The sequence below is a fragment of the Brevibacillus sp. SKDU10 genome, assembly GCF_001645205.1.
GTDB classification, from domain to species: Bacteria; Bacillota; Bacilli; order Brevibacillales; family Brevibacillaceae; genus Brevibacillus_B; species Brevibacillus_B halotolerans.
In genome coordinates, this window is the sequence record NZ_LSSO01000208.1 from 68,569 (window position 1) to 86,505 (window position 17,937).

Sequence of the window (17,937 nt, forward strand, 5' to 3'; positions counted from 1 at the left end):
GTTGGCCTATTCATAATCTGGAGATAGCAAGGATAAAAAAGGTGGATGAGAATGGCTAATAAAAAACTGATTGGAATTTTAACAAGCAGAGAAAAAACGACGTTTAAGGAACCCAAATACTTTCGGAATTTAATCCATCAGGGGAAAAAGCTAGGAGCATCAGTATTTCTATTTTCCCATCGTGATGTATTGGTAAAACAACGACGAGTCAGGGGATATGTACCGGATAAACATGGCGGCTGGAGAAGCAAGTGGTTTAGTTGGCCAGACGTAGTCATAGATCGTTGCCGAACTAGGCAACCAGGATACTTACCCTTTCGCCGCCAGCATCATTTTTTATATGCAAATAGCATTTTCTCTAACAAATGGAATATAACAAAATATCTATGGACAGACAAAACCATGAGAAAATGGATGCCGCGAACCGAAATTTATTCAAAAGAGGCCTTACAGGACTACGTAGAGAATTATGCGATAGTCTATGTAAAACCCGGTAACGGTACAGGTGGCCGCAGTGTTCTTAAAATTTCTAAAGAAAACGGTGGTTTTTTACTAGTTGGCAGGAATAGGAATTTGCAACGTAAAACATGGCAGGTAACATCTAGAGATGCTTTGGTCGAGCGGGTCAATCTGTGGGTGGGTCAGGAACGAATACGTAACGGTCATTTTATGGTTCAACAAGGTTTAGATTTAGAATTACTGCCCAACAGGCCAAGTGATACGCGCTTATTAATTCAAAAAAATCAACAGGGACAATGGAGTGTTACGGGTTTAGGAGTAAGGGTTGGATTGTTGAACAGTGCTACCTCTAATCTGCATAACGGTGGTAAGGCCACTGACTTTACCAGCTTCATGAACAACAGATTTGGTGAAGATAAAGGTAAAAAAATTTTACAGGAGTGTCATGAGTTAGCTTATTATACAGTCCAGAAATTAGAGGAAAAGTATGGTCGAATGTTAGAATTTGGTTTGGATATCGGGATAGATACGTCAGGGAAAATTTGGCTAATAGAGGTTAATCCAAAACCGGGCCGCGATATCTTTTTAGGAATGGGAAAAGCTAAGCTGTATAAAAAGGCAGTGCGTAATCCCTTAGCCTATGCCATGTGGCTTGCTGACACGGAGAAAAAATTCTGAGAAGATAATAAGTAAAAAATTACGTTACCGGAAGCAAAACGAACTTAGAAGTCAGAATGCAAAATGAACGGGATAACTGCTCAAGAGCCAAGTCAGCTACAGGAGTCTACTTATTGTGAGAACAGTAGGTAGCATCTGTAGCTTTGTTTAAGTTGTAAAGGTGACAGAGATAGCAAAAATCTTACCTGCTAGATAAGCGGGCATAAGGGTGAAATATTTCTGAAAAGAACATTATAATGAAATATATACATAATAAATAATATATCATTTACTTATAAATATATAGGAAGAAAAACCCGTTTTTTTGGGACACAAGGCAGGAATTAATATGAAAAAAGTCGAATATCAAAGTGCTATTGATGCGATCTTTACTAGCCTTCAGCATGTATAGAGCAAGTCTACTCTAGATCAAACAGATAGTTTGAATGGTAATGAGGAGTATTTGAGTGGATAGAATAACATCCACATTCATAGGAAAAGGTGTAAGGGTAGGAGGTAGCTCATGTCTGACAGAGATTATGATTCCCCGCAACAATTGAGGAACAACGAGCGTCTTCACACCATTGGAGAGCAGGAGAGTCAAATTGCTAATTTACAAAGAAGTATAGCTCAAATGGAAAATAAGCTACAGGAACTAACACAGCAGCATAAAAGAATCTTTGAAACACTACAAACTCAAATTTTTGCAGGTAAACGACAAGAGGATGGCTCTTTTGTTCTCACCTTTTCGGAAGGTAAAGTTGCAGAGGATTTAGGAGTGACAACAAAGGATGTAGAGGGGAAAACTGTTACCGAAATTTTCCGTCCTGATATAGCTCCCTTTGTTCAGCAAAAATTTGAAGAAGCATTCTCTGGATGCTGCGTGTGGTTTGAATTTGAGCAGAATGAACGCTTTTATATTACGCAAATCTCCCCCCTTTTGGAAGGCGATAAAGTAGCCGAGATTGTCGGTACAGTGTTAGATATTACGCAGTCAAAGCGTGTGGATCAGAAAAAGAAACTGTATGCACAAAAATGTAAAACTAGTTTATCGATTCTGCCTCACGTCCTGTTTTCCTTTGAAAAACGAGAAGATAACCAAATTACCGTTACATTATTTGAGGGAGCACTTACGAAGCGTTTTGGAGCGGGCATAAAAGAGGGGTCCCTTGAAGATGTAATGCTACCGAACATGGTAAAAATAATAAAAAGTCATGTAGAGCGTGCCTTTTTGCAAGAAACAGTTGATTTTCAGGTTTCACTTGATAACAGGCTGTATTATGGACATATGAAACCAGTAATCATTCAGAATTGTGATACAAATAATCCAAAAATAACAGAAATTGTTGGTTTTTTAACTGATGTGACTGAGCAAAAGCAAGTTGAAGAAATGCTACACGTAGTGACTCAGGGGATTACAAATAAGATGGGGGAAGAGTTTTTTCACTATCTAAGTCGCTCATTGATAGATGTTTTGAAAGTGGATTACGCATTAATTGCAGCATTACATAAGGGTAAACCAGGTCGTGCCGTTACGATATCCATAAGTGATAAGCAAGCTTATTTAGAGAACATCGAGTACGATATTGCTCATTCTCCTACTGAAGAGGTGATCAAATCTGGGAAAATCTGTGTGGTAGAAGGTGTACAGCAGATATATCCGCTCGATCAATCTCTTCGTTTCTTTAAAGTGGAAGCCCTAATGGGACAGCTTTTATATGATTCTAATGGCAGTCCAATGGGGATTCTTGCTGTTATGAGCCGCAAGCCAATCACCAATCCAGGATTAATTGATTCCATGTTACATTTATTTGCGTCCAGAGCCACTGCTGAGCTAGAACGCAAATTGGCAGAAGAGCAACTCATTAAAAATAATGCTATTTTGCGAGCGACACACGAATCGATGATGGACGGTATGCTGATTGTTAATGAATGGGATCAAATTGTACATTACAATCGAAAATGCAGGGAAATGTGGAAGATACCTCAACACGTGGAGCAACAAAATAATGCCAATCATTGGCTCACGTACATGTTGTCGCAAATTAAGAATAATCATCAGGCAACAGCCCTTTTTAATCTTGCCCAAGTGAACAAGCTACAACCTGACACAGTGGAGATAAGCTTTTATGATGGACGAGTCTACGAGGTCTACTCGGGACCGATTGATTCATCTCAACAGCATTATTACGGGAGAATTTGGATATTCAAGGATTTAACAGATCGGAAAAAACACGAAGAGATGATGAGCCAAAAGCTTTTTTACGACTCGCTGACAGGGTTGCCAAATCGGGTATTGTTTGATGATCGTCTACTCCTAGCTATTTCTCAGGCAAAGCGCACGGAGAGTATGCTAGCTGTGGTCATTTTAGATTTGGATTGCTTTAAGGTATTTAATGATACATTGGGGCATGCGGCAGGAGATCGGCTACTGCAATTAGTCGCAGCTCGTTTGGCTGATCATATGCGTGAGGGTGATACCCTTTGCCGCTTGGTAGGAGACGAGTTCCAATTCATTTTCCCGGAAATATCTAGTCTTCAGGATGTAGCTCAACTCTCACAAGAGCTACTAGATAAGATTGCGCTCCCTTTTGAGATGGAAGGTCAAAGCTTAACAATGACTTGCAGCATTGGCATTAGCTTGTACCCAAATGACGGAACCACACAGCTAGAATTAGTGAAAAATGCCAAGGCAGCTTTATACCGATCAAAAGAAAAGGGCGGAAATATTTATCAATTATATACGCCTGCTATGACGCAAAGTGCTTTTCAGAAGCTGACTCTCATGCAGGATTTACGTTATGCAATCGATCGTAATGAGCTTTTTTTACAATACCAGCCCCGTTTTGATTTAAGCTCAGGAGAGTTAATTGGGATGGAGGCATTGGTGCGATGGCAGCATCCTAAGCTAGGATTGATCTCACCAGGTGATTTTATTCCATTAGCCGAAGAGATGGGGTTCATCGTCACGTTGGATGAATATGTTCTCAAAGCGGCATGTATTCAGAATAAAAAATGGCAACAAGCTGGATTAAAGCCAGTACGCGTAGCTGTTAATATTTCTCCTGTTGAGTTTCAACAGCGTAACCTCGTTGCAACCATTGCCAAAGTTTTGCAAGAAACCAATCTTGCTCCGGAATATTTAGAGGTGGAGATTACAGAGGGTGTCACTATGCATAAGGTAGAGACAGCCATTACTACCTTGCATGAGCTCAAGGAATTAGGCATTCATTTATCTATTGATGATTTTGGGACAGGGTATTCCTCCCTTAGCTATCTGAAGAAATTTCCCGTGGATACTCTTAAAATAGATCGTTCCTTTATTCGTGACATTACAGTTGATCCTGATGATGCAGAGATTGTTTCCTATATCATTGCATTAGCTAGGAGTTTAAAGCTGAATGTAATTGCGGAAGGAGTAGAGACAGAAGAACAGAAGAGCTTCTTAACGGAAAAGCAATGCTATGAGATGCAGGGATTTTATTTTAGTCCTCCGCTTCATACAAATGAATTTGCTAATTTATTGGAGAATGTAAGCAAATAACAAGGCACGTCATCATAGACAAACCCGGTATATAATCCGGGTTTTCTTTTTCACTTCCTCAAGATGCAATTTGCCGATTTAATATAATGTAATAGTATAAATATTTTGATATTATAGTATGGAGTTTAAAGCTGAGCAGAGAAACAAACAACCGCTCCTTTAAAAAATCAGAACGGTCGTTGTATCAAAATTCATTCAATTAAGTTAACCTAAATGGTTTTTATACATCCAAAGGACACCGCTTTTCATTACACGCGGCATTTGACCTACAAGCGACATTTTGCCCATTACGCCAAAACCTTCTTTTTTGCCAAGAGAGCCTAGTGTTCCTTTTAGCTTAATAGCAGGCATTACGTTAGGATAACCCTCGCCCTTCATCTCACATTTTAATACCATGGCGATTTGTTCTCCTTGCATCTCGGCAAGCTGGGCGCTTGGGGCATAAGGTAAGCTGGCGCTGTCACCCACGACGTACACATTGGTATAATCAGGTATCTGATGATAAGGATTGAGGATTGCGCGTCCGCTATTATCATGCTCAATAGGCAGATTACGTACAATGCGATTGGCTTGAATACCTGCTGTCCAGACGATGACATTGCTTTCTATAGGTTGATTGTTGTTATAAACCACACCATCCTCAACACAGGTTACATTAGCCATATTAATGAGTTCAACGTCATTTTTAATAAACCATTCAGAAGCATAATCCTGCAATTTTTTCGGAAAAGGGCTTAAAATGCTTGGCCCACGATCCAATAAACGAATGGTCAGATCTGGACGGCTCTCACGTAATTCAGCAGCTATTTCTACACCGCTTAAACCACCGCCGACTACAGTAACTGAACCATAGGGGTTAATATTATTGATCGCTGCATAAGCGCGACGAGTAGAGCCCAATGTTTGAATAGAGTGTGTGTATAGATCGGCTCCCGGAATATTATGATAACGATCCTCACAGCCCAATCCAAGAATGAGCCAATCGTATTCTAATTCTTCTTCATTTTCAAAATGGATCAAGCGCTCAGTTAGGTTGATGTCAATAACTTCTCCGTGTTTAATCTGCAAGCGTGGGTCGCTTGGAAAGGGCACTCGCACTTTACTTTCTGGTTCTGTTCCGGCTGCTAACGCGTAGTATTCGGTTTTTAAACCGTGAAAAGGCATGCGATCTACTAGCGTTACCGAAACATCTGCCGGCAAGTCAGGGGTAAGTATGTGTTCGATGATGCGTAGGCCCCCATAGCCACCACCTAAGATAACTAGTCGTCTCATAGGAAGTCTTATCCTTTCTATGCCATATTTAAAACGGTTCCATTTCAAACAATGGAAGTGCAACAGAAACTTTTAAACGCATAAGGAAAATGATATAATTTGAAGTCGTCCCCAATCATTATAACTCTACCGTCTGTTTAGGTCGAGTTCCAATATTCACATAACTGCAATAATTTTTGAATAGGAGGGGCCCATGAAAGCTTTAGTGGAATTTTGTTCAAGCAATGTCATTTCTTATACCAAAACAGTCATGGATGCACTAGAAAATGATCCTGACTTGGATGTGGATGTGGTGGAATATGGCTGTTTAGGACACTGTGGCGAATGCTACATGCAGCCATTTGCACTAGTTAATGGAGATTTCATCACAGCGGAAACGACGGATTCGCTTTTGACATTAATTAAAGAAAAAATACAGGAATTTGTTCAGGAATGGCAATAATCGGGAGAGGGATGTCCATTAAAAAGAAGAACGCTTGTTGAGAAGTCCACTTCAGTGGCCAACTTCAATCAAGCGTTCTTTTTTATTAGTACTCTTTAATCACGTTATAGTGCGTGTCGCGTTCTATAGCAATTTTACCTGCACCTTTAATTAACCAGATCAGGTCTTCCTTGGTGATCCCTTGGTCAGATAAAGCACCAGCAGCATGGCTGATACGTTCTTCTACTAGGGTACCGTGGGCGTCTGAGGCGCCAGCACGCAAAGCTAGCTGAGTTAATTGTGTACCGATATTAATAAAGTAGGCTTTAATATGATCCACATTATCTACCATGAGGCGGCTAATCGCAATCGTCTTGATGTCGTCCATCGCAGAAGTACGGCGTCTAATACCTGCTGTAGCTTTCATTGGTTGGACAGCTAAAGGAATGAAGACCTGGAATCCATTTGTCTCGTCCTGTAATTCACGGATACGCGACATATGAATTAAACGCTCTTCTTTCGTTTCGATGGAACCGTATAGCATTGTACATGGTGTCAGCATACCCAGTCCGTGAGCTGTACGGTGTGCAAGCAACCAATCGTCTGTGCTTGCTTTATCAGGACTCATTTTAAGACGGTATCGTTCCGTTAAAATTTCGGCCCCGCCACCTGTCAAACTCTCTAGACCTGCATTCATCAATTCTTTTAGCACTTCTTCCATGCTGATGCCGGCTATGCGGCTAAAAAATTCGATTTCTGCTCCGGTATAAGCTTTGAGTGCCACATCTGGATAAGCCTTCTTTAAGGTGCGAAGTGTGTCGACATAGTAGTCAAAAGGAACATGATTGTTATGACCGCCAACGATGTGGAACTCACGAATGCCATCGTTAAAACGAGTTCCTACATAGTGAAGCAATTCTTCTGAACTCATCGTGTAAGCGCCCTCTTGATCCTGATCGCGGCGGAAACCACAAAAGCGGCATTTCGCTTCACATACATTGGTCGGATTAATATACATATTTTGAACAAAGTAAACTCTATTTCCATTTATACGCTCGTTTACCAAATTAGCTAGTTGAGCAATACTAAACACATCGTCTGATTCATAAAGGGCTAGACCGTCTTCTATGGTAAGACGCTCTCGATGCAAGACTTTTTCAGCAATCGATGCCAGCGTTTTATCTTGCGAAGCCATTGTTAGCAAGGACATATTTTCAACTCCTGAATAGTTATATAATACACAATCCAATGATCGTTCCATCAATTAAAAGTATCTCTATTATAAGCTTCTTTGATAAATGCAACAACCTTCTAAGTTTTTACTGTGACAAGTTAAAAACTTGACAAGAACACACAAAATTGTACAAAATATACAGAACAAATAGTGACTTTTGTTTGCAGAGGGTTTTATTCTAAAGTAAAATGTGAGATATAGCTACATGAGGGGGGAGAGAAAATGCGGGAACAATTACTCGAGAAAATGGAACTCCTTCGCCAACAGATGGTAGAAATTGGAACTCAATATGGGTTACATCACCCAGAGGTATTACGTTGTAGCCGGGAAATTGATTTGTTACACAATCAGCTTTTACAAATGGAAAAAGAAGTAACCTTCTGCAATGATAAGCCTTTTCACCTTCATATATTTGAGAATCGAACCCATTTCGCTTGAGGTTTGCACTATACACTTCATGGACGGCGTCTTACAGGCGTTGTCTTTTTATTTCACTTTGTTTTCGAAAATTCTTACTTAGAGAAGTGCATCGTTACCTTGTTGCACTATATAATTCTTTGTATACTTAAGGGAAGCTGTTTTATAATAAAAAAACAGGATTTTATAATTGTTGATCGAGGAGGGAATAGCATGATCAACTTCACACCTCAAGCAAGTGCTAAAATTCGTGAATTGCTGGAAGCAGAGAATAATCCCAATATCCTTTTGCGCGTTGGCGTGAGAGAAGGCGGATGCAGCGGCTTCTCGTATGGCATGGGAACGGATGAATCAACGAGCGAGAGCGATCAGATTTTTACGTATGAGGGTTTTAAAGTAGCGGTTGATGCCGAGAGCTATAAATATATTGAAGGACTCGTAATTGATTATAAGGAATCCATGATGGGCGGCGGATTTACGATGGAGAATCCGAATGCCGTTGCTTCTTGTGGATGTGGTGCTTCATTCCGTACGCGTGATTACGCGGGAAAAGCTGAAAAATGCGAGTAAGTGCTTTGTACTAACAAGCGAGCTCCGCAATCAGAGAGAAGGCCTTCTTGTCTTGTGTAGGGGAATTCATACATGAGCAAGAGGCTTCTCTTTATTTTTTTACTACACGAGAGAATGGAATCAAGAAGCTGTTACTTGAGTGAAAAGAGGGAGGAGAATACGTGGAAAGGATAGCCGTAATCTCTGATATTCATGGAAACATACCAGCATTGGAAGCTGTGCTAAACGACATAGAGAAGCGCGGAATTAAAGAGATTTATTGCTTAGGAGATTTGGCTGGAAAAGGACCTGAACCAGAAAAAGCGGTCGACATGATAAGAGAAAAGTGTTCCGTTACAGTGCGTGGTAACTGGGATGACTTCATCGGAAATCCTACAGAGGATGAGGCGTTTGTCTGGCAACAACGACGCTTAGGAGAAGAGCGGATTCGTTATCTGAATACCCTGCCTTTTTCATATGATTTTTGGATGAGTGGCAGATTGATTCGATTGTTTCACGCTTCTGCAGATAGTGTCTTCCATCGTGTTCGTTTCACTGCCCCGTTGGAGGAGCGTCTGGCTATGTTCGATAACACGGAAGCAACGGGAAAAGGAGAACATACACCTGATGTAGTCATCTACGGAGATGTGCATCATGCATTTATTCAAGGATTAAAAGCAAAATCGTTATGTAATACGGGAAGTGTTGGAAATCCTTTGGATATGACACAGCCTTCTTATATGATATTGGAGGGCGAACTACATAAGCGACAACCAAGCAGTTTCTCAATGTCAATTGTACGTGTTCCGTATGATGTAGAAATCGCTATTCAAGTAGCGATTGATGAGGGGCTTCCAGAAGAAGAACTAGCTGCTTACAAAAAAGAATTGCGCACGGGACGTTACAGAGGATTACCAGATGAATAACAAAAGGACCCAGGAGAGGATGCCTCTTTGGGTCCTTTTAAGCTATAGCTATCTATTGTCCGCGATGACAATCATCGACGCCGCTTAATGCTGCCAAATCCCTTTTTCACCTTTGGTGGAGAATTGGTGCGTGGGCGGTCAAACATGGAGGAGTCCTTTTTGGAGGACGAAGAGCTGCCAAACCATGAACTACCTCCGCTGTCGCTTTGAGAATCTCGGATGATTTTACCCTTAGATTTCGTTGTGTCAGCATCAGATTTCTTAAAAATACTGCCGTCAGAGGAAGTCGATTTTCCACTATTATCAGAGGAACGGCGTAGGATAGAGCCCTTGCCTTCTGTAGTAATAGGAGCAAATGTCTTTTTGTCTTCTTTTGTGGGAGTATGGTAATCGGTCCCTGATTTATAGATATCTCGACTAGAATAGCCACGATAGTTACCTTGACCCTTGGATTTCATTGAATCAAACAGATCACCTAAAACAGAGGCAAAGAAGTAACCTTCTAGGAAAGACATATTATAATTTTTTTGAACGAATTCCTTACTATCTACTTCAATGATGGTATCGCTCGGATTAGCTTCATCCTTTTGCAGATGATACCATTCATCGGAATAGATAAGAAACATGTGGTCTAGATCTTCCTTGGAAATTTCCTTGGGCTGTCGCTTTTCAGCCAGCTCCTTGGCAACCTCAGGAACCGTTTTGTCTGTCGCGCGATAAATGCGCGATGATTCGGCCCCGTTTTTCGTAATCTTCTCTAGTGGATAAGATGATCCAACCGACTGATCGGCGCAACCAGTTAAGAGTCCGGCGACCAGAGAGAGGACGAGGGTTGTCTTTAAGAATTTTGACAATGCTTGCCACATGAGGCCTCCCTCCTACACTCCCCGGAGTACTTTTACATCAGCGGGGATGATAAATTCTCCTTCATACAACATAAAGCGTCCGTCTTGCCATTCAATGCGCAATAGCTTGCGGTTATCGGATTGGAATTCCCAGACATATTCTTCACCATCCGAAGAAAATGGTGTTTTTCCTTGTGCCGTCATTCTTCCATCGTATTGCTCTTCCAAATGATACTCAATGTCATCTAACTCGATTATAGTAGGAACCTCATCAGGAGAGTCAAGTCGACCATCAATTGGGGTATACAATTCATAGCTGGTTTTCTCGCGTTCTTCAATTTTTAAATAACGCAGGGCGTTACCATCCTGTAAGGTTAGCATAATTGCGTTTCGTTTCGGATTACGAGTGCGCCCTACAACTTGGTAGGTAACGAATGAGACTTCCACAATATCGCCTGGTCCCACGGTCAGAATACTTTTTTCAACAAGGGGAGGCTCAGGCTTTTTTAGGATATTTTTAACACGTTGAAAAAAACTCATATGCATTTCCTCCTACAGCAGGCAAGCGGTAATAATAAAGGCGCCGGTAACATGAAGAGAGCCAGAAAAAAGCGCATGGGCTACTTTTCCTTCCTGTGTCCCTTTATTCAAGTCAAGACCTGCTATCTGGTATACGCTAAATTGAACGATTTTTTCGAGAACAAATAATAACACGAAAGATACGACTGATACGAGTAGTCCCTGAATTAAATCGTTAGATAAAGATAATGATTGCGATAATATATAGCCCTGAGCAAGCAGTTTCATAATAAAGCGAGTGGAGACGGCTACATTTCCCCGCTTAATCTCTTCCATGTCCTTATACTTGGTGAATAGAGTATCGATCCACATCAAGAGGCATAGCAAGAGAGCGCCTGAGGCAGTCCAGACGATCATTCGTAAAATATTCAAATCTCCGAGCATACGAAACCTCCTTTATCATTTTGACGCATGATGCGTGTAATATCCAGTGAAAAAACGTGGAATAAGTAACAGAAAGAAGAAAGGGGGGCCGCATAAAGCGGTTTACCCCTGGTATTTTTTTAATAGCGCAGCTAGTTCATCCTCTACTGCTTTATCTTTATGCAATTGGGCAATTTCATCATCTAGCGAGGTTTGTTTTTTGTAAATTTCCCCGCTTGCCTCTGCTTCAGCTTCTAGTTGAAGGGCACGATCTTCCATGCGCTTAAGGCCAGCCATCGCTGTATCACTGTTAAATCCAGCCATGCTTTTGTTGATATTTTTTTGAGCATTTGCTGCATTCACGCGAGCCACTAATGTTTCACGTTTATTTTTCAATTCCACCACTTGCTTACGCATTTCTTCTAGCTTCAAGCGCAGGTTGTCAGCGGCTTCTTTATTTTTTGCATAGCTCGCTTTGTATTCTTCCATTTTTGCAGTAGCTGATTTTTTCTCTTCTAATGCACGACGAGCAAGATCAATGTTTTGAGCTTGAGCGGCAATGTGTGCTTGCTCCTCACGCTTTTGAACCAATGCTTCTTGTTCCTCATACAGCAGCTTGAATTTTTTTTCAAGAGCGATTTGAGCAGCTACAGCTTTCTCAGCATCCTCTAAATCCTGCTGCATATCACGTAGATATTGGTCAGTCATTTTAATTGGATCTTCCGCTTTTTCAATTAGAGCATACAAGTTAGACATGGTTAAATCACGTAGACGTTTAAAGAATGACACAAAGCATTCCTCCTTGTTAGTAGCAAACATATTAGTTAGGCCCATAGGCCCTAGCATTTAGCGCTTATACTCTGTATTACGTCTGTAGTCGAGAGAAGTTTCATTTAGGAAAAAAGAATTTGTTTCTCATTTGCTCAAAGCCTGATGGGACGTTTACAAGAAGCCCCTACACGCTGTTCCTTTCTTATTTTACTCGAAATGGAAGGTAAAAAAGAAGTGCAGAACATAAAAAAAGGCACAAACTCATATGAGTGTGCCTACTCTAAGTGAATTGAAGCTAAGCTTTGCTCCTGAACGGGTACTATTTTCGAGCATCCACACTCTGTACAGCTACATATATGTAAACAGAGCTGAGGAATTAAATCGGCATAGCCGTTTGATCTCTTACTATCGTCAATGGAGACGTACGGACTGTAATCGCCTTGATAATCGGAGAGTTTTCCTTTGTCTTGAAAATAGCTACGGCAATTGGGACAGCGTTCTAATAATTCCCGAAATCCATTGCAAATGGGACATATGGAGCTGTTCATATCGCACCTCCTAGAAATAGAGTGTGCGAGCTGAAGAAACGTTATGCAAAAAACCCCCTTCTTAATGAAAAGGGAAGGGGGGTGAAAAGAAGTTTGTGAATTGACAATGTTCTGTCTATATCGGTAAGCGGTTTTTGGAGCTGTTTTATAAATTCATGCTGGAGGAGTGACCCGGTTGTAGCTTGGCATTTGGATTGATATAGGCAATCGCATTGTTAACAGCCGTAGGAGCTTCACCAAACCCAACTGCAATCAGCTTCACTTTGCCTGGATAGGTGGCAATATCGCCAGCCGCATAAATGCCTGGAACACTAGTCTCCATTTTTGAGTTTACAACAATGGAATTCTTCTCTAGCTGAATTCCCCAATTTTTAATAGGTCCTAAGGATGAAATGAAGCCGAAGTTCACAATGACATCATCCACTTCGATTTCAGTTAACTCTTTGCTGATGTTATGCTCAATCGTAAGGCTCGTGATTCTGCCTTGGTCTGATTTAATGGAGGATAGTTCATAAGGAGTGAGTACATTCACCCGAGAAGCCATCATTTTCTCTACACTATGCTCATGTGCGCGGAATTTATCGCGACGATGAACGATATGTACTTCTTTCGCAATCGGCTCCAGCATCATTGCCCAATCAACAGCGGAATCTCCACCACCAAATAGAACAACACGTTTATCTTTAAAGGTGTTTAAATCAGTAACAAAATAATGCAGATTTGTTTTTTCAAAGCTCATGGAGTCGGGATGCTCCAGACGACGAGGTTCAAACGCACCGACTCCAGCCGTAATAATAACAGCTTTTGAGTAATGCACCCCTTTGTCTGTAGTAATTTGTAAGCTTCCATCTGCTTGCTTTGCTACATCTTCAACCTTTTCCTCTAAGCAAATGGTAGGGTTAAAATGAGAGATTTGTTGCTTAAGGCCATCTACTAATTCTTGGGCCCGCACTTTTGGAAATCCTGCTACATCATAAATATACTTTTCAGGGTATAACGCACTTAATTGTCCGCCTAATTGTGGCATGCTTTCGATGATTTTCACGCTCGCTTGACGCATACCGCCGTAAAAAGCCGTAAACAAACCAGCGGGACCCCCACCAATAATTGTTAGATCGTATACCTGCTCATCTCTTTTTAATGAACTCAAAGTCCCATACACCTCCATATTCACTATAAAAATGCTAAGCCACTTCCTATTATATACAGCCGAACACCTGAAAAAAAAGAGAAAGTATGAATCAACAACAATTTAGAGTCAAATTCGGCAATTTTGTGTCAAAAACTACTTGCAAACCATGAAAAATGTCTCTATTATTAGTTTGTGTTGGTGAAATATGTGCAATTTTTCACAGATATTTGATCTTTTTCACTGTGACATGCTTAATTTTCACTGTAATTATTTTAGATACCCACTATTGCAATTATTTTTTATGATGCAGGGAACAGTATAAATACTATCTTTTATCGTGAAAAAAAACACATGATGCAAGATGATTATTTAAAATTTGTAATGAGAGATGGAAGGAGTTTATCCATGAGCACACCAAAGATTCTAATCCTGGGGGCAGGTTATGGCGGCGTTACTACCGCTTGTGAATTGCAAAAAAAATTAAATCATAACGAAGCAGAAGTGACTCTAGTCAGCAAGCATGATTATCACTATTTAACTACATGGCTTCATGAGCCAGCAGCAGGTACAATGCCAGCTAGTCGAGCTCAAATTTTCCTAAATGAAATCATTGATAAAAATAAAGTAAATGTAATTAAAGGTACCGTTTCTAACATTTCTGGCGAGCAACAAAAAGTAACGCTTGAAGACGGAACCGAGCTAGAATACGACTATTTGGTTATTGGTCTTGGCAGCGATCCAGAAACATTTGGTATCGAAGGTCTTAAAGAAAATGCACTTACAATCCGCAGCATCAATGCGGTTCAAAAGATTAAAGAACACATTGAATATATGTTTGCTTCTTATAATAGTGAACCGGAACGTACAGATTATTTGACATTTGTAGTTGGCGGAGCAGGGTTCACTGGAATTGAGTTCTCAGGTGAATTGGTAAACCGCATCCCTGAGCTTTGCCGTGAATATAACATTGACCCATCATTGGTGAAAGTATATAGCATTGAAGCAGCTCCAACCGCATTGCCTGGATTTGATAAGGATCTAGTTGACTATGCAATGAATCTATTGAGCAGCAAAGGTGTAGAATTCAAGATCAATACACCTATCAAACAATGCACGCCAGACGGTGTAATCTTGGCTACAGGTGAAGAAATTAAATCGAAAACTGTCATTTGGACAGGTGGAGTTCGCGGAAATGCTGTAGTTGAACAATCTGGTTTTGAAGTAATGCGCGGACGTGTTAAAGTAGATGAATTCATGCGTGCTCCTGGTTATGAGAATGTATTTGTCGTGGGTGACTGCGCATTGATATTTAATGCTGAAGGTCGTCCATATCCTCCAACAGCTCAAATTTCAATTCAAGAGGGCGAGAACGTAGCTCGCAACCTAAAAGCTTTGGTTCGTGGCGAAAAACTAACAATGGTACCTTTTGTACCGAATTTACAAGGTACTCTTGCTTCACTTGGTAAAGGTGAGGGAATGGGTATCATCTTTAATAAGAAAAAATTATTTGGTTTATCTGCCGCATTGATGAAAAAAGGTAGTGATGTTCGTTACCTTTACAAAATCGGCGGTATTGGAATGGTCATGAAAAAAATTCGTCTCTAGGAGAGTAGCGAATGCGCCATGCTAGTGTACAGGTAAGAGGACTTCTTACACGCGAAGAGTTAGACCGATATAATGCGCTTATGGAAATTGGGGCATATCTGGAGCAACAAGAACGTTATGATTTGTCCTACCACATTCAAAGTGAAGTGGATCGTCTGATAATGCCGGGCATTGAACGCTTAAAAGAAAAAGGTCGAGAGCGTGATCAGGAAAATTTGCGGTACATGATTGACCATGGTTTATTGGATATTCATGAGGAAGAATAACCTTAGCTCGTAATAGGAAAGACGGTAAGCCCTCCTGTCTCTAGGGATTTTGATAGAGATAGGAGGGTTTTTTTGTGCTGTACGGATAGCGTATACTACATGAAAGAAGTAGATAGGAGGATACAATGCGAGAATCTAAGGTATGGCTTGCTGCTGGTGGCATCGTAGTGAAAGGCAATGAAGTTTTGGTTGTAAAGAAAACATATGGTGGATTAAAGGGAAAGTGGTCTTTTCCTGCTGGTTTTGTAGAACCGAATGAAACCGTTGACGAAGCAGCGGTGCGAGAAGTGTTGGAGGAGACAGGCATAGTTGCACGTGTACGTCAGGTTGCAGCCTTGCGCACAGGCGTAATTCGTAAGGAGATTAGCGATAACATGCTTGTATTTCTGATGGATTATGTTGAAGGTGATCCACAGCCTCAGGAAGGTGAGATTGAGATCGCTACCTTTATGCCCATCAATGACTTGCTTACAGATCCGCTTGCGACAGAGTATATTCAGATTATCTTGCCTCATATTCCTACGATGTCATCCTATCTCGTAGGAGAATCATATGTACCTGATCCTATATTTGGTTATTCAAGTTATAAAATTTTTACCTAAATGCTGTACAAGATGCCGAGCTTTATTGAAATACGCTCTGAAATAATCAGAAAAAACCTGATGATTCCGCTTACATCAGGTTTTTTGATTCTTTTTCCAAGGAAATAAAGGTGGAAATCACGCAGAAATGCTGTTATTATTTTAAAAACTAAATTATCTGAAAATAATAGAATGCGAAATGGAGAGAGGAACAATGAGGAAACATACTGAAGAAGCATGTCCATATTGCAACGGTCAGGGCTATTTTCACGTAGCGGTTGGCGGAACAGAAAATTGTCCAAGCTGCAAGGGCAATGGGATGAATAGCGAATTGTATAAGGAACTTCAACCGCTCCAATCATAAGAGCATTAGAGCAAAAAATAAGAGGTAGAATGGAAGAGAGTATGAATGGAAATTGAATGGAATATATTTTGAAGTAGCCCGCTGCATTAGAGGATGCAGGGCTACTTTTTTCGTTTCTATCATTTATATTTACTCCTCTTCGGGACATAAGAAGCTGTGAGTTTTGATAAGCATTTTCTTTGGAAGTTGTTCAATTGACCGCTAAAGCACTTTTGGATACACTAAAGTCAGAATATAAACCAAATTCGGAGGTATCTCCTGCTATGTTTATGGCATTAAATCCAATAACACTTATCATCTCTATTGTGTTATTTAGTATTTTAGGCTTTGGCATCGGTTTTATTTTAAATATGCTTTTAAGAACGACCTGGCTTCCTTTTGCTCTTACTATTGGACTAATTGGTTATGTAGTCATTTCCCTTATTGTAAAAGATACACCGCCATCTATTTGGGATTATCTTGTGTTGTATGCTGGAATCGTAGGGACTTTTGCCAGTGGCTGGACGATTCAGACCTTACGTAGAAAAGGATATCGGATGTTTTAATTGGTTAGCACCCCTTGAGTAATCAGGGGGTGTTTTTGTGTCCTAGTAAATAATGTATATCCTCTCTCGCTATTGGAAATGACTAGATGATGAGAGGAGGCAAATAGAAGATGAAATGGGTACGTTTTGTGAGTTTACTCACGATTAGTATGGCATTCCTGCTTGGACTTACGTCATACGGCTATTCTTCTACCATCATTGATGCAGGAGGCACCACCAGTTCACTTGGTTTGCACGAGAAAAAAGAAGGCTACAAAATGATTAAAAAAAGATATGTGCTTTCTAGCTCCATGACAGAAACAAATATGGACACCGAAAAGAACGATCAACCGCAGAACAGAAAATTAGGAAACAGAATAAATAAATCAGATGAAACAGCTATTTTAAACCAATATCCTAAGGTACGGGTGGTGGCTACCGGTTATTATGCAGGTGTGGAATCAACTGGAAAAAGCCCAGGACATCCCTCGTATGGCATCACGTATTCTGGTATAAAGGTACATCGCGGGACATACTCCACGATTGCTGCTGATCTGCAAGTTTTCCCGCTTGGGACGGTATTGTACGTTCCTGGCTATGGGTATGGCGTAGTTGCAGATAAGGGTGGAGCGATCCGTGGTAAGAAGCTCGATTTGTATTTCAATACAAAAAATGACGTGTACAGTCAGTGGGGTAAGCGTGAAGTAGAGGTCTTTGTTATCCATCGTGGAAAAGGATTTGTAAACGAAGAAATGATGAAGGCCTTGAATAAAGATGGTGTAGAAGCATTTGCAAGAATTACGAATTAACAAGAAAAAGACCTGAGGCATTTCATTGTGCCAGGTCTTTTTCTCATGTAATATAGGCTGTTTCATGTTAA

General features: G+C 40.6%; 20 protein-coding genes. 12 read left to right on the forward strand and 8 right to left on the reverse strand.

What is annotated here, in order from left to right; genetic code table 11:
* The first annotated feature begins 51 nt into the window (after positions 1-51).
* Positions 52-1,137: a YheC/YheD family endospore coat-associated protein gene (locus tag AYJ08_RS21495; protein WP_064019409.1), complete on the forward strand. Its 1,086-nt coding sequence runs from the start codon at positions 52-54 to the stop codon at positions 1,135-1,137.
* Positions 1,138-1,639: 502 nt separating this feature from the next.
* Positions 1,640-4,660, forward strand: coding sequence for a sensor domain-containing protein (locus AYJ08_RS21500; protein WP_064019410.1), 3,021 nt, complete (start codon positions 1,640-1,642; stop codon positions 4,658-4,660).
* Between the two features lie 204 nt (positions 4,661-4,864).
* Here AYJ08_RS21500 and AYJ08_RS21505 read toward each other — a convergent pair whose 3' ends face one another.
* Positions 4,865-5,932 carry an NAD(P)/FAD-dependent oxidoreductase gene (locus AYJ08_RS21505; protein WP_064019411.1) on the reverse strand — a complete coding sequence of 356 codons (1,068 nt, stop codon included), beginning with the start codon at positions 5,930-5,932 and terminating at the stop codon, positions 4,865-4,867.
* 193 nt (positions 5,933-6,125) lie between these two features.
* On the opposite strand from AYJ08_RS21505, the gene AYJ08_RS21510 reads away from it, so the two are divergent.
* Positions 6,126-6,374: a YuzB family protein gene (locus AYJ08_RS21510; protein WP_003334642.1), complete on the forward strand. Its 249-nt coding sequence runs from the start codon at positions 6,126-6,128 to the stop codon at positions 6,372-6,374.
* An 85-nt stretch (positions 6,375-6,459) separates the two neighbouring features.
* Here AYJ08_RS21510 and mqnE read toward each other — a convergent pair whose 3' ends face one another.
* Positions 6,460-7,563: an aminofutalosine synthase MqnE gene (gene mqnE / locus AYJ08_RS21515; protein WP_064019412.1), complete on the reverse strand. Its 1,104-nt coding sequence runs from the start codon at positions 7,561-7,563 to the stop codon at positions 6,460-6,462.
* 246 nt (positions 7,564-7,809) lie between these two features.
* Between mqnE and AYJ08_RS21520 the strand changes: the two genes are divergently transcribed.
* The 3 genes from AYJ08_RS21520 to AYJ08_RS21530 all read left to right on the forward strand — a co-directional run bounded on the left by AYJ08_RS21520 (position 7,810) and on the right by AYJ08_RS21530 (position 9,479).
* Positions 7,810-8,025, forward strand: a complete 216-nt coding sequence (locus AYJ08_RS21520; RefSeq protein ID WP_003340846.1) for an aspartyl-phosphate phosphatase Spo0E family protein — start codon at positions 7,810-7,812, stop codon at positions 8,023-8,025.
* 192 nt (positions 8,026-8,217) lie between these two features.
* Positions 8,218-8,574: a HesB/IscA family protein gene (locus tag AYJ08_RS21525; protein ID WP_031411486.1), complete on the forward strand. Its 357-nt coding sequence runs from the start codon at positions 8,218-8,220 to the stop codon at positions 8,572-8,574.
* A gap of 161 nt (positions 8,575-8,735) precedes the next feature.
* Positions 8,736-9,479 (forward strand): metallophosphoesterase family protein, encoded by a 744-nt coding sequence (locus tag AYJ08_RS21530; RefSeq protein WP_064019413.1) that lies wholly within the window; start codon positions 8,736-8,738, stop codon positions 9,477-9,479.
* A gap of 71 nt (positions 9,480-9,550) precedes the next feature.
* On the opposite strand, the gene AYJ08_RS21535 is transcribed toward AYJ08_RS21530, so the two are convergent.
* The 6 genes from AYJ08_RS21535 to AYJ08_RS21555 form a co-directional block, all read right to left on the reverse strand.
* Positions 9,551-10,345: a DUF4247 domain-containing protein gene (locus tag AYJ08_RS21535; RefSeq protein WP_064019414.1), complete on the reverse strand. Its 795-nt coding sequence runs from the start codon at positions 10,343-10,345 to the stop codon at positions 9,551-9,553.
* Positions 10,346-10,357: 12 nt separating this feature from the next.
* The gene (locus AYJ08_RS21540) at positions 10,358-10,864 is read right to left on the reverse strand and encodes a DUF4178 domain-containing protein (protein ID WP_064019415.1); all 507 of its coding nucleotides are present in this window, start codon (positions 10,862-10,864) and stop codon (positions 10,358-10,360) included.
* 12 nt (positions 10,865-10,876) lie between these two features.
* Positions 10,877-11,287: a DUF350 domain-containing protein gene (locus tag AYJ08_RS21545; RefSeq protein ID WP_022585707.1), complete on the reverse strand. Its 411-nt coding sequence runs from the start codon at positions 11,285-11,287 to the stop codon at positions 10,877-10,879.
* Positions 11,288-11,389: 102 nt separating this feature from the next.
* Positions 11,390-12,055: a PspA/IM30 family protein gene (locus AYJ08_RS21550; protein ID WP_064019416.1), complete on the reverse strand. Its 666-nt coding sequence runs from the start codon at positions 12,053-12,055 to the stop codon at positions 11,390-11,392.
* 257 nt (positions 12,056-12,312) lie between these two features.
* Positions 12,313-12,585, reverse strand: coding sequence for a hypothetical protein (locus AYJ08_RS23695; protein ID WP_138976941.1), 273 nt, complete (start codon positions 12,583-12,585; stop codon positions 12,313-12,315).
* Positions 12,586-12,730: 145 nt separating this feature from the next.
* Positions 12,731-13,735, reverse strand: a complete 1,005-nt coding sequence (locus AYJ08_RS21555) for an NAD(P)/FAD-dependent oxidoreductase (RefSeq protein ID WP_082891054.1) — start codon at positions 13,733-13,735, stop codon at positions 12,731-12,733.
* 387 nt (positions 13,736-14,122) lie between these two features.
* On the opposite strand from AYJ08_RS21555, the gene AYJ08_RS21560 reads away from it, so the two are divergent.
* The 6 genes from AYJ08_RS21560 (at position 14,123) to AYJ08_RS21580 (ending at position 17,866) form a co-directional block, all read left to right on the forward strand.
* A complete protein-coding gene (locus AYJ08_RS21560) occupies positions 14,123-15,322 on the forward strand; it encodes an NAD(P)/FAD-dependent oxidoreductase (protein ID WP_064019418.1) in 1,200 nt (399 codons plus the stop codon).
* A gap of 11 nt (positions 15,323-15,333) precedes the next feature.
* A complete protein-coding gene (locus tag AYJ08_RS21565; RefSeq protein WP_064019419.1) occupies positions 15,334-15,588 on the forward strand; it encodes a hypothetical protein in 255 nt (84 codons plus the stop codon).
* A 125-nt stretch (positions 15,589-15,713) separates the two neighbouring features.
* Entirely contained in the window at positions 15,714-16,190 is a 477-nt protein-coding gene (locus AYJ08_RS21570; RefSeq protein ID WP_064019420.1) for an NUDIX domain-containing protein, read from the forward strand.
* A 193-nt stretch (positions 16,191-16,383) separates the two neighbouring features.
* The gene (locus AYJ08_RS24165) at positions 16,384-16,533 is read left to right on the forward strand and encodes a YuiA family protein (protein ID WP_003340833.1); all 150 of its coding nucleotides are present in this window, start codon (positions 16,384-16,386) and stop codon (positions 16,531-16,533) included.
* A 263-nt stretch (positions 16,534-16,796) separates the two neighbouring features.
* Positions 16,797-17,078, forward strand: coding sequence for a YuiB family protein (locus AYJ08_RS21575; RefSeq protein WP_031411474.1), 282 nt, complete (start codon positions 16,797-16,799; stop codon positions 17,076-17,078).
* Positions 17,079-17,188: 110 nt separating this feature from the next.
* Positions 17,189-17,866 carry a 3D domain-containing protein gene (locus AYJ08_RS21580; protein ID WP_064019421.1) on the forward strand — a complete coding sequence of 226 codons (678 nt, stop codon included), beginning with the start codon at positions 17,189-17,191 and terminating at the stop codon, positions 17,864-17,866.
* Positions 17,867-17,937: the final 71 nt, after the last annotated feature.

Bases quoted from the DNA above. Each gene is read 5' to 3' on its own strand.
- AYJ08_RS21500 (WP_064019410.1), top strand. From the start codon at position 1,640: ATGTCTGACAGAGATTATGATTCCCCGCAACAATTGAGGAACAACGAG.
- AYJ08_RS21570 (WP_064019420.1), top strand. From the start codon at position 15,714: ATGCGAGAATCTAAGGTATGGCTTGCTGCTGGTGGCATCGTAGTGAAA.
- AYJ08_RS21535 (WP_064019414.1), bottom strand. From the start codon at position 10,345: ATGTGGCAAGCATTGTCAAAATTCTTAAAGACAACCCTCGTCCTCTCT.
- AYJ08_RS21560 (WP_064019418.1), top strand. From the start codon at position 14,123: ATGAGCACACCAAAGATTCTAATCCTGGGGGCAGGTTATGGCGGCGTT.
- AYJ08_RS21540 (WP_064019415.1), bottom strand. From the start codon at position 10,864: ATGAGTTTTTTTCAACGTGTTAAAAATATCCTAAAAAAGCCTGAGCCT.
- AYJ08_RS21580 (WP_064019421.1), top strand. From the start codon at position 17,189: ATGAAATGGGTACGTTTTGTGAGTTTACTCACGATTAGTATGGCATTC.
- AYJ08_RS24165 (WP_003340833.1), top strand. From the start codon at position 16,384: ATGAGGAAACATACTGAAGAAGCATGTCCATATTGCAACGGTCAGGGC.
- AYJ08_RS21545 (WP_022585707.1), bottom strand. From the start codon at position 11,287: ATGCTCGGAGATTTGAATATTTTACGAATGATCGTCTGGACTGCCTCA.
- AYJ08_RS23695 (WP_138976941.1), bottom strand. From the start codon at position 12,585: ATGAACAGCTCCATATGTCCCATTTGCAATGGATTTCGGGAATTATTA.
- AYJ08_RS21495 (WP_064019409.1), top strand. From the start codon at position 52: ATGGCTAATAAAAAACTGATTGGAATTTTAACAAGCAGAGAAAAAACG.
- AYJ08_RS21505 (WP_064019411.1), bottom strand. From the start codon at position 5,932: ATGAGACGACTAGTTATCTTAGGTGGTGGCTATGGGGGCCTACGCATC.
- AYJ08_RS21520 (WP_003340846.1), top strand. From the start codon at position 7,810: ATGCGGGAACAATTACTCGAGAAAATGGAACTCCTTCGCCAACAGATG.
- mqnE (WP_064019412.1), bottom strand. From the start codon at position 7,563: ATGTCCTTGCTAACAATGGCTTCGCAAGATAAAACGCTGGCATCGATT.
- AYJ08_RS21510 (WP_003334642.1), top strand. From the start codon at position 6,126: ATGAAAGCTTTAGTGGAATTTTGTTCAAGCAATGTCATTTCTTATACC.
- AYJ08_RS21565 (WP_064019419.1), top strand. From the start codon at position 15,334: ATGCGCCATGCTAGTGTACAGGTAAGAGGACTTCTTACACGCGAAGAG.
- AYJ08_RS21575 (WP_031411474.1), top strand. From the start codon at position 16,797: ATGTTTATGGCATTAAATCCAATAACACTTATCATCTCTATTGTGTTA.
- AYJ08_RS21525 (WP_031411486.1), top strand. From the start codon at position 8,218: ATGATCAACTTCACACCTCAAGCAAGTGCTAAAATTCGTGAATTGCTG.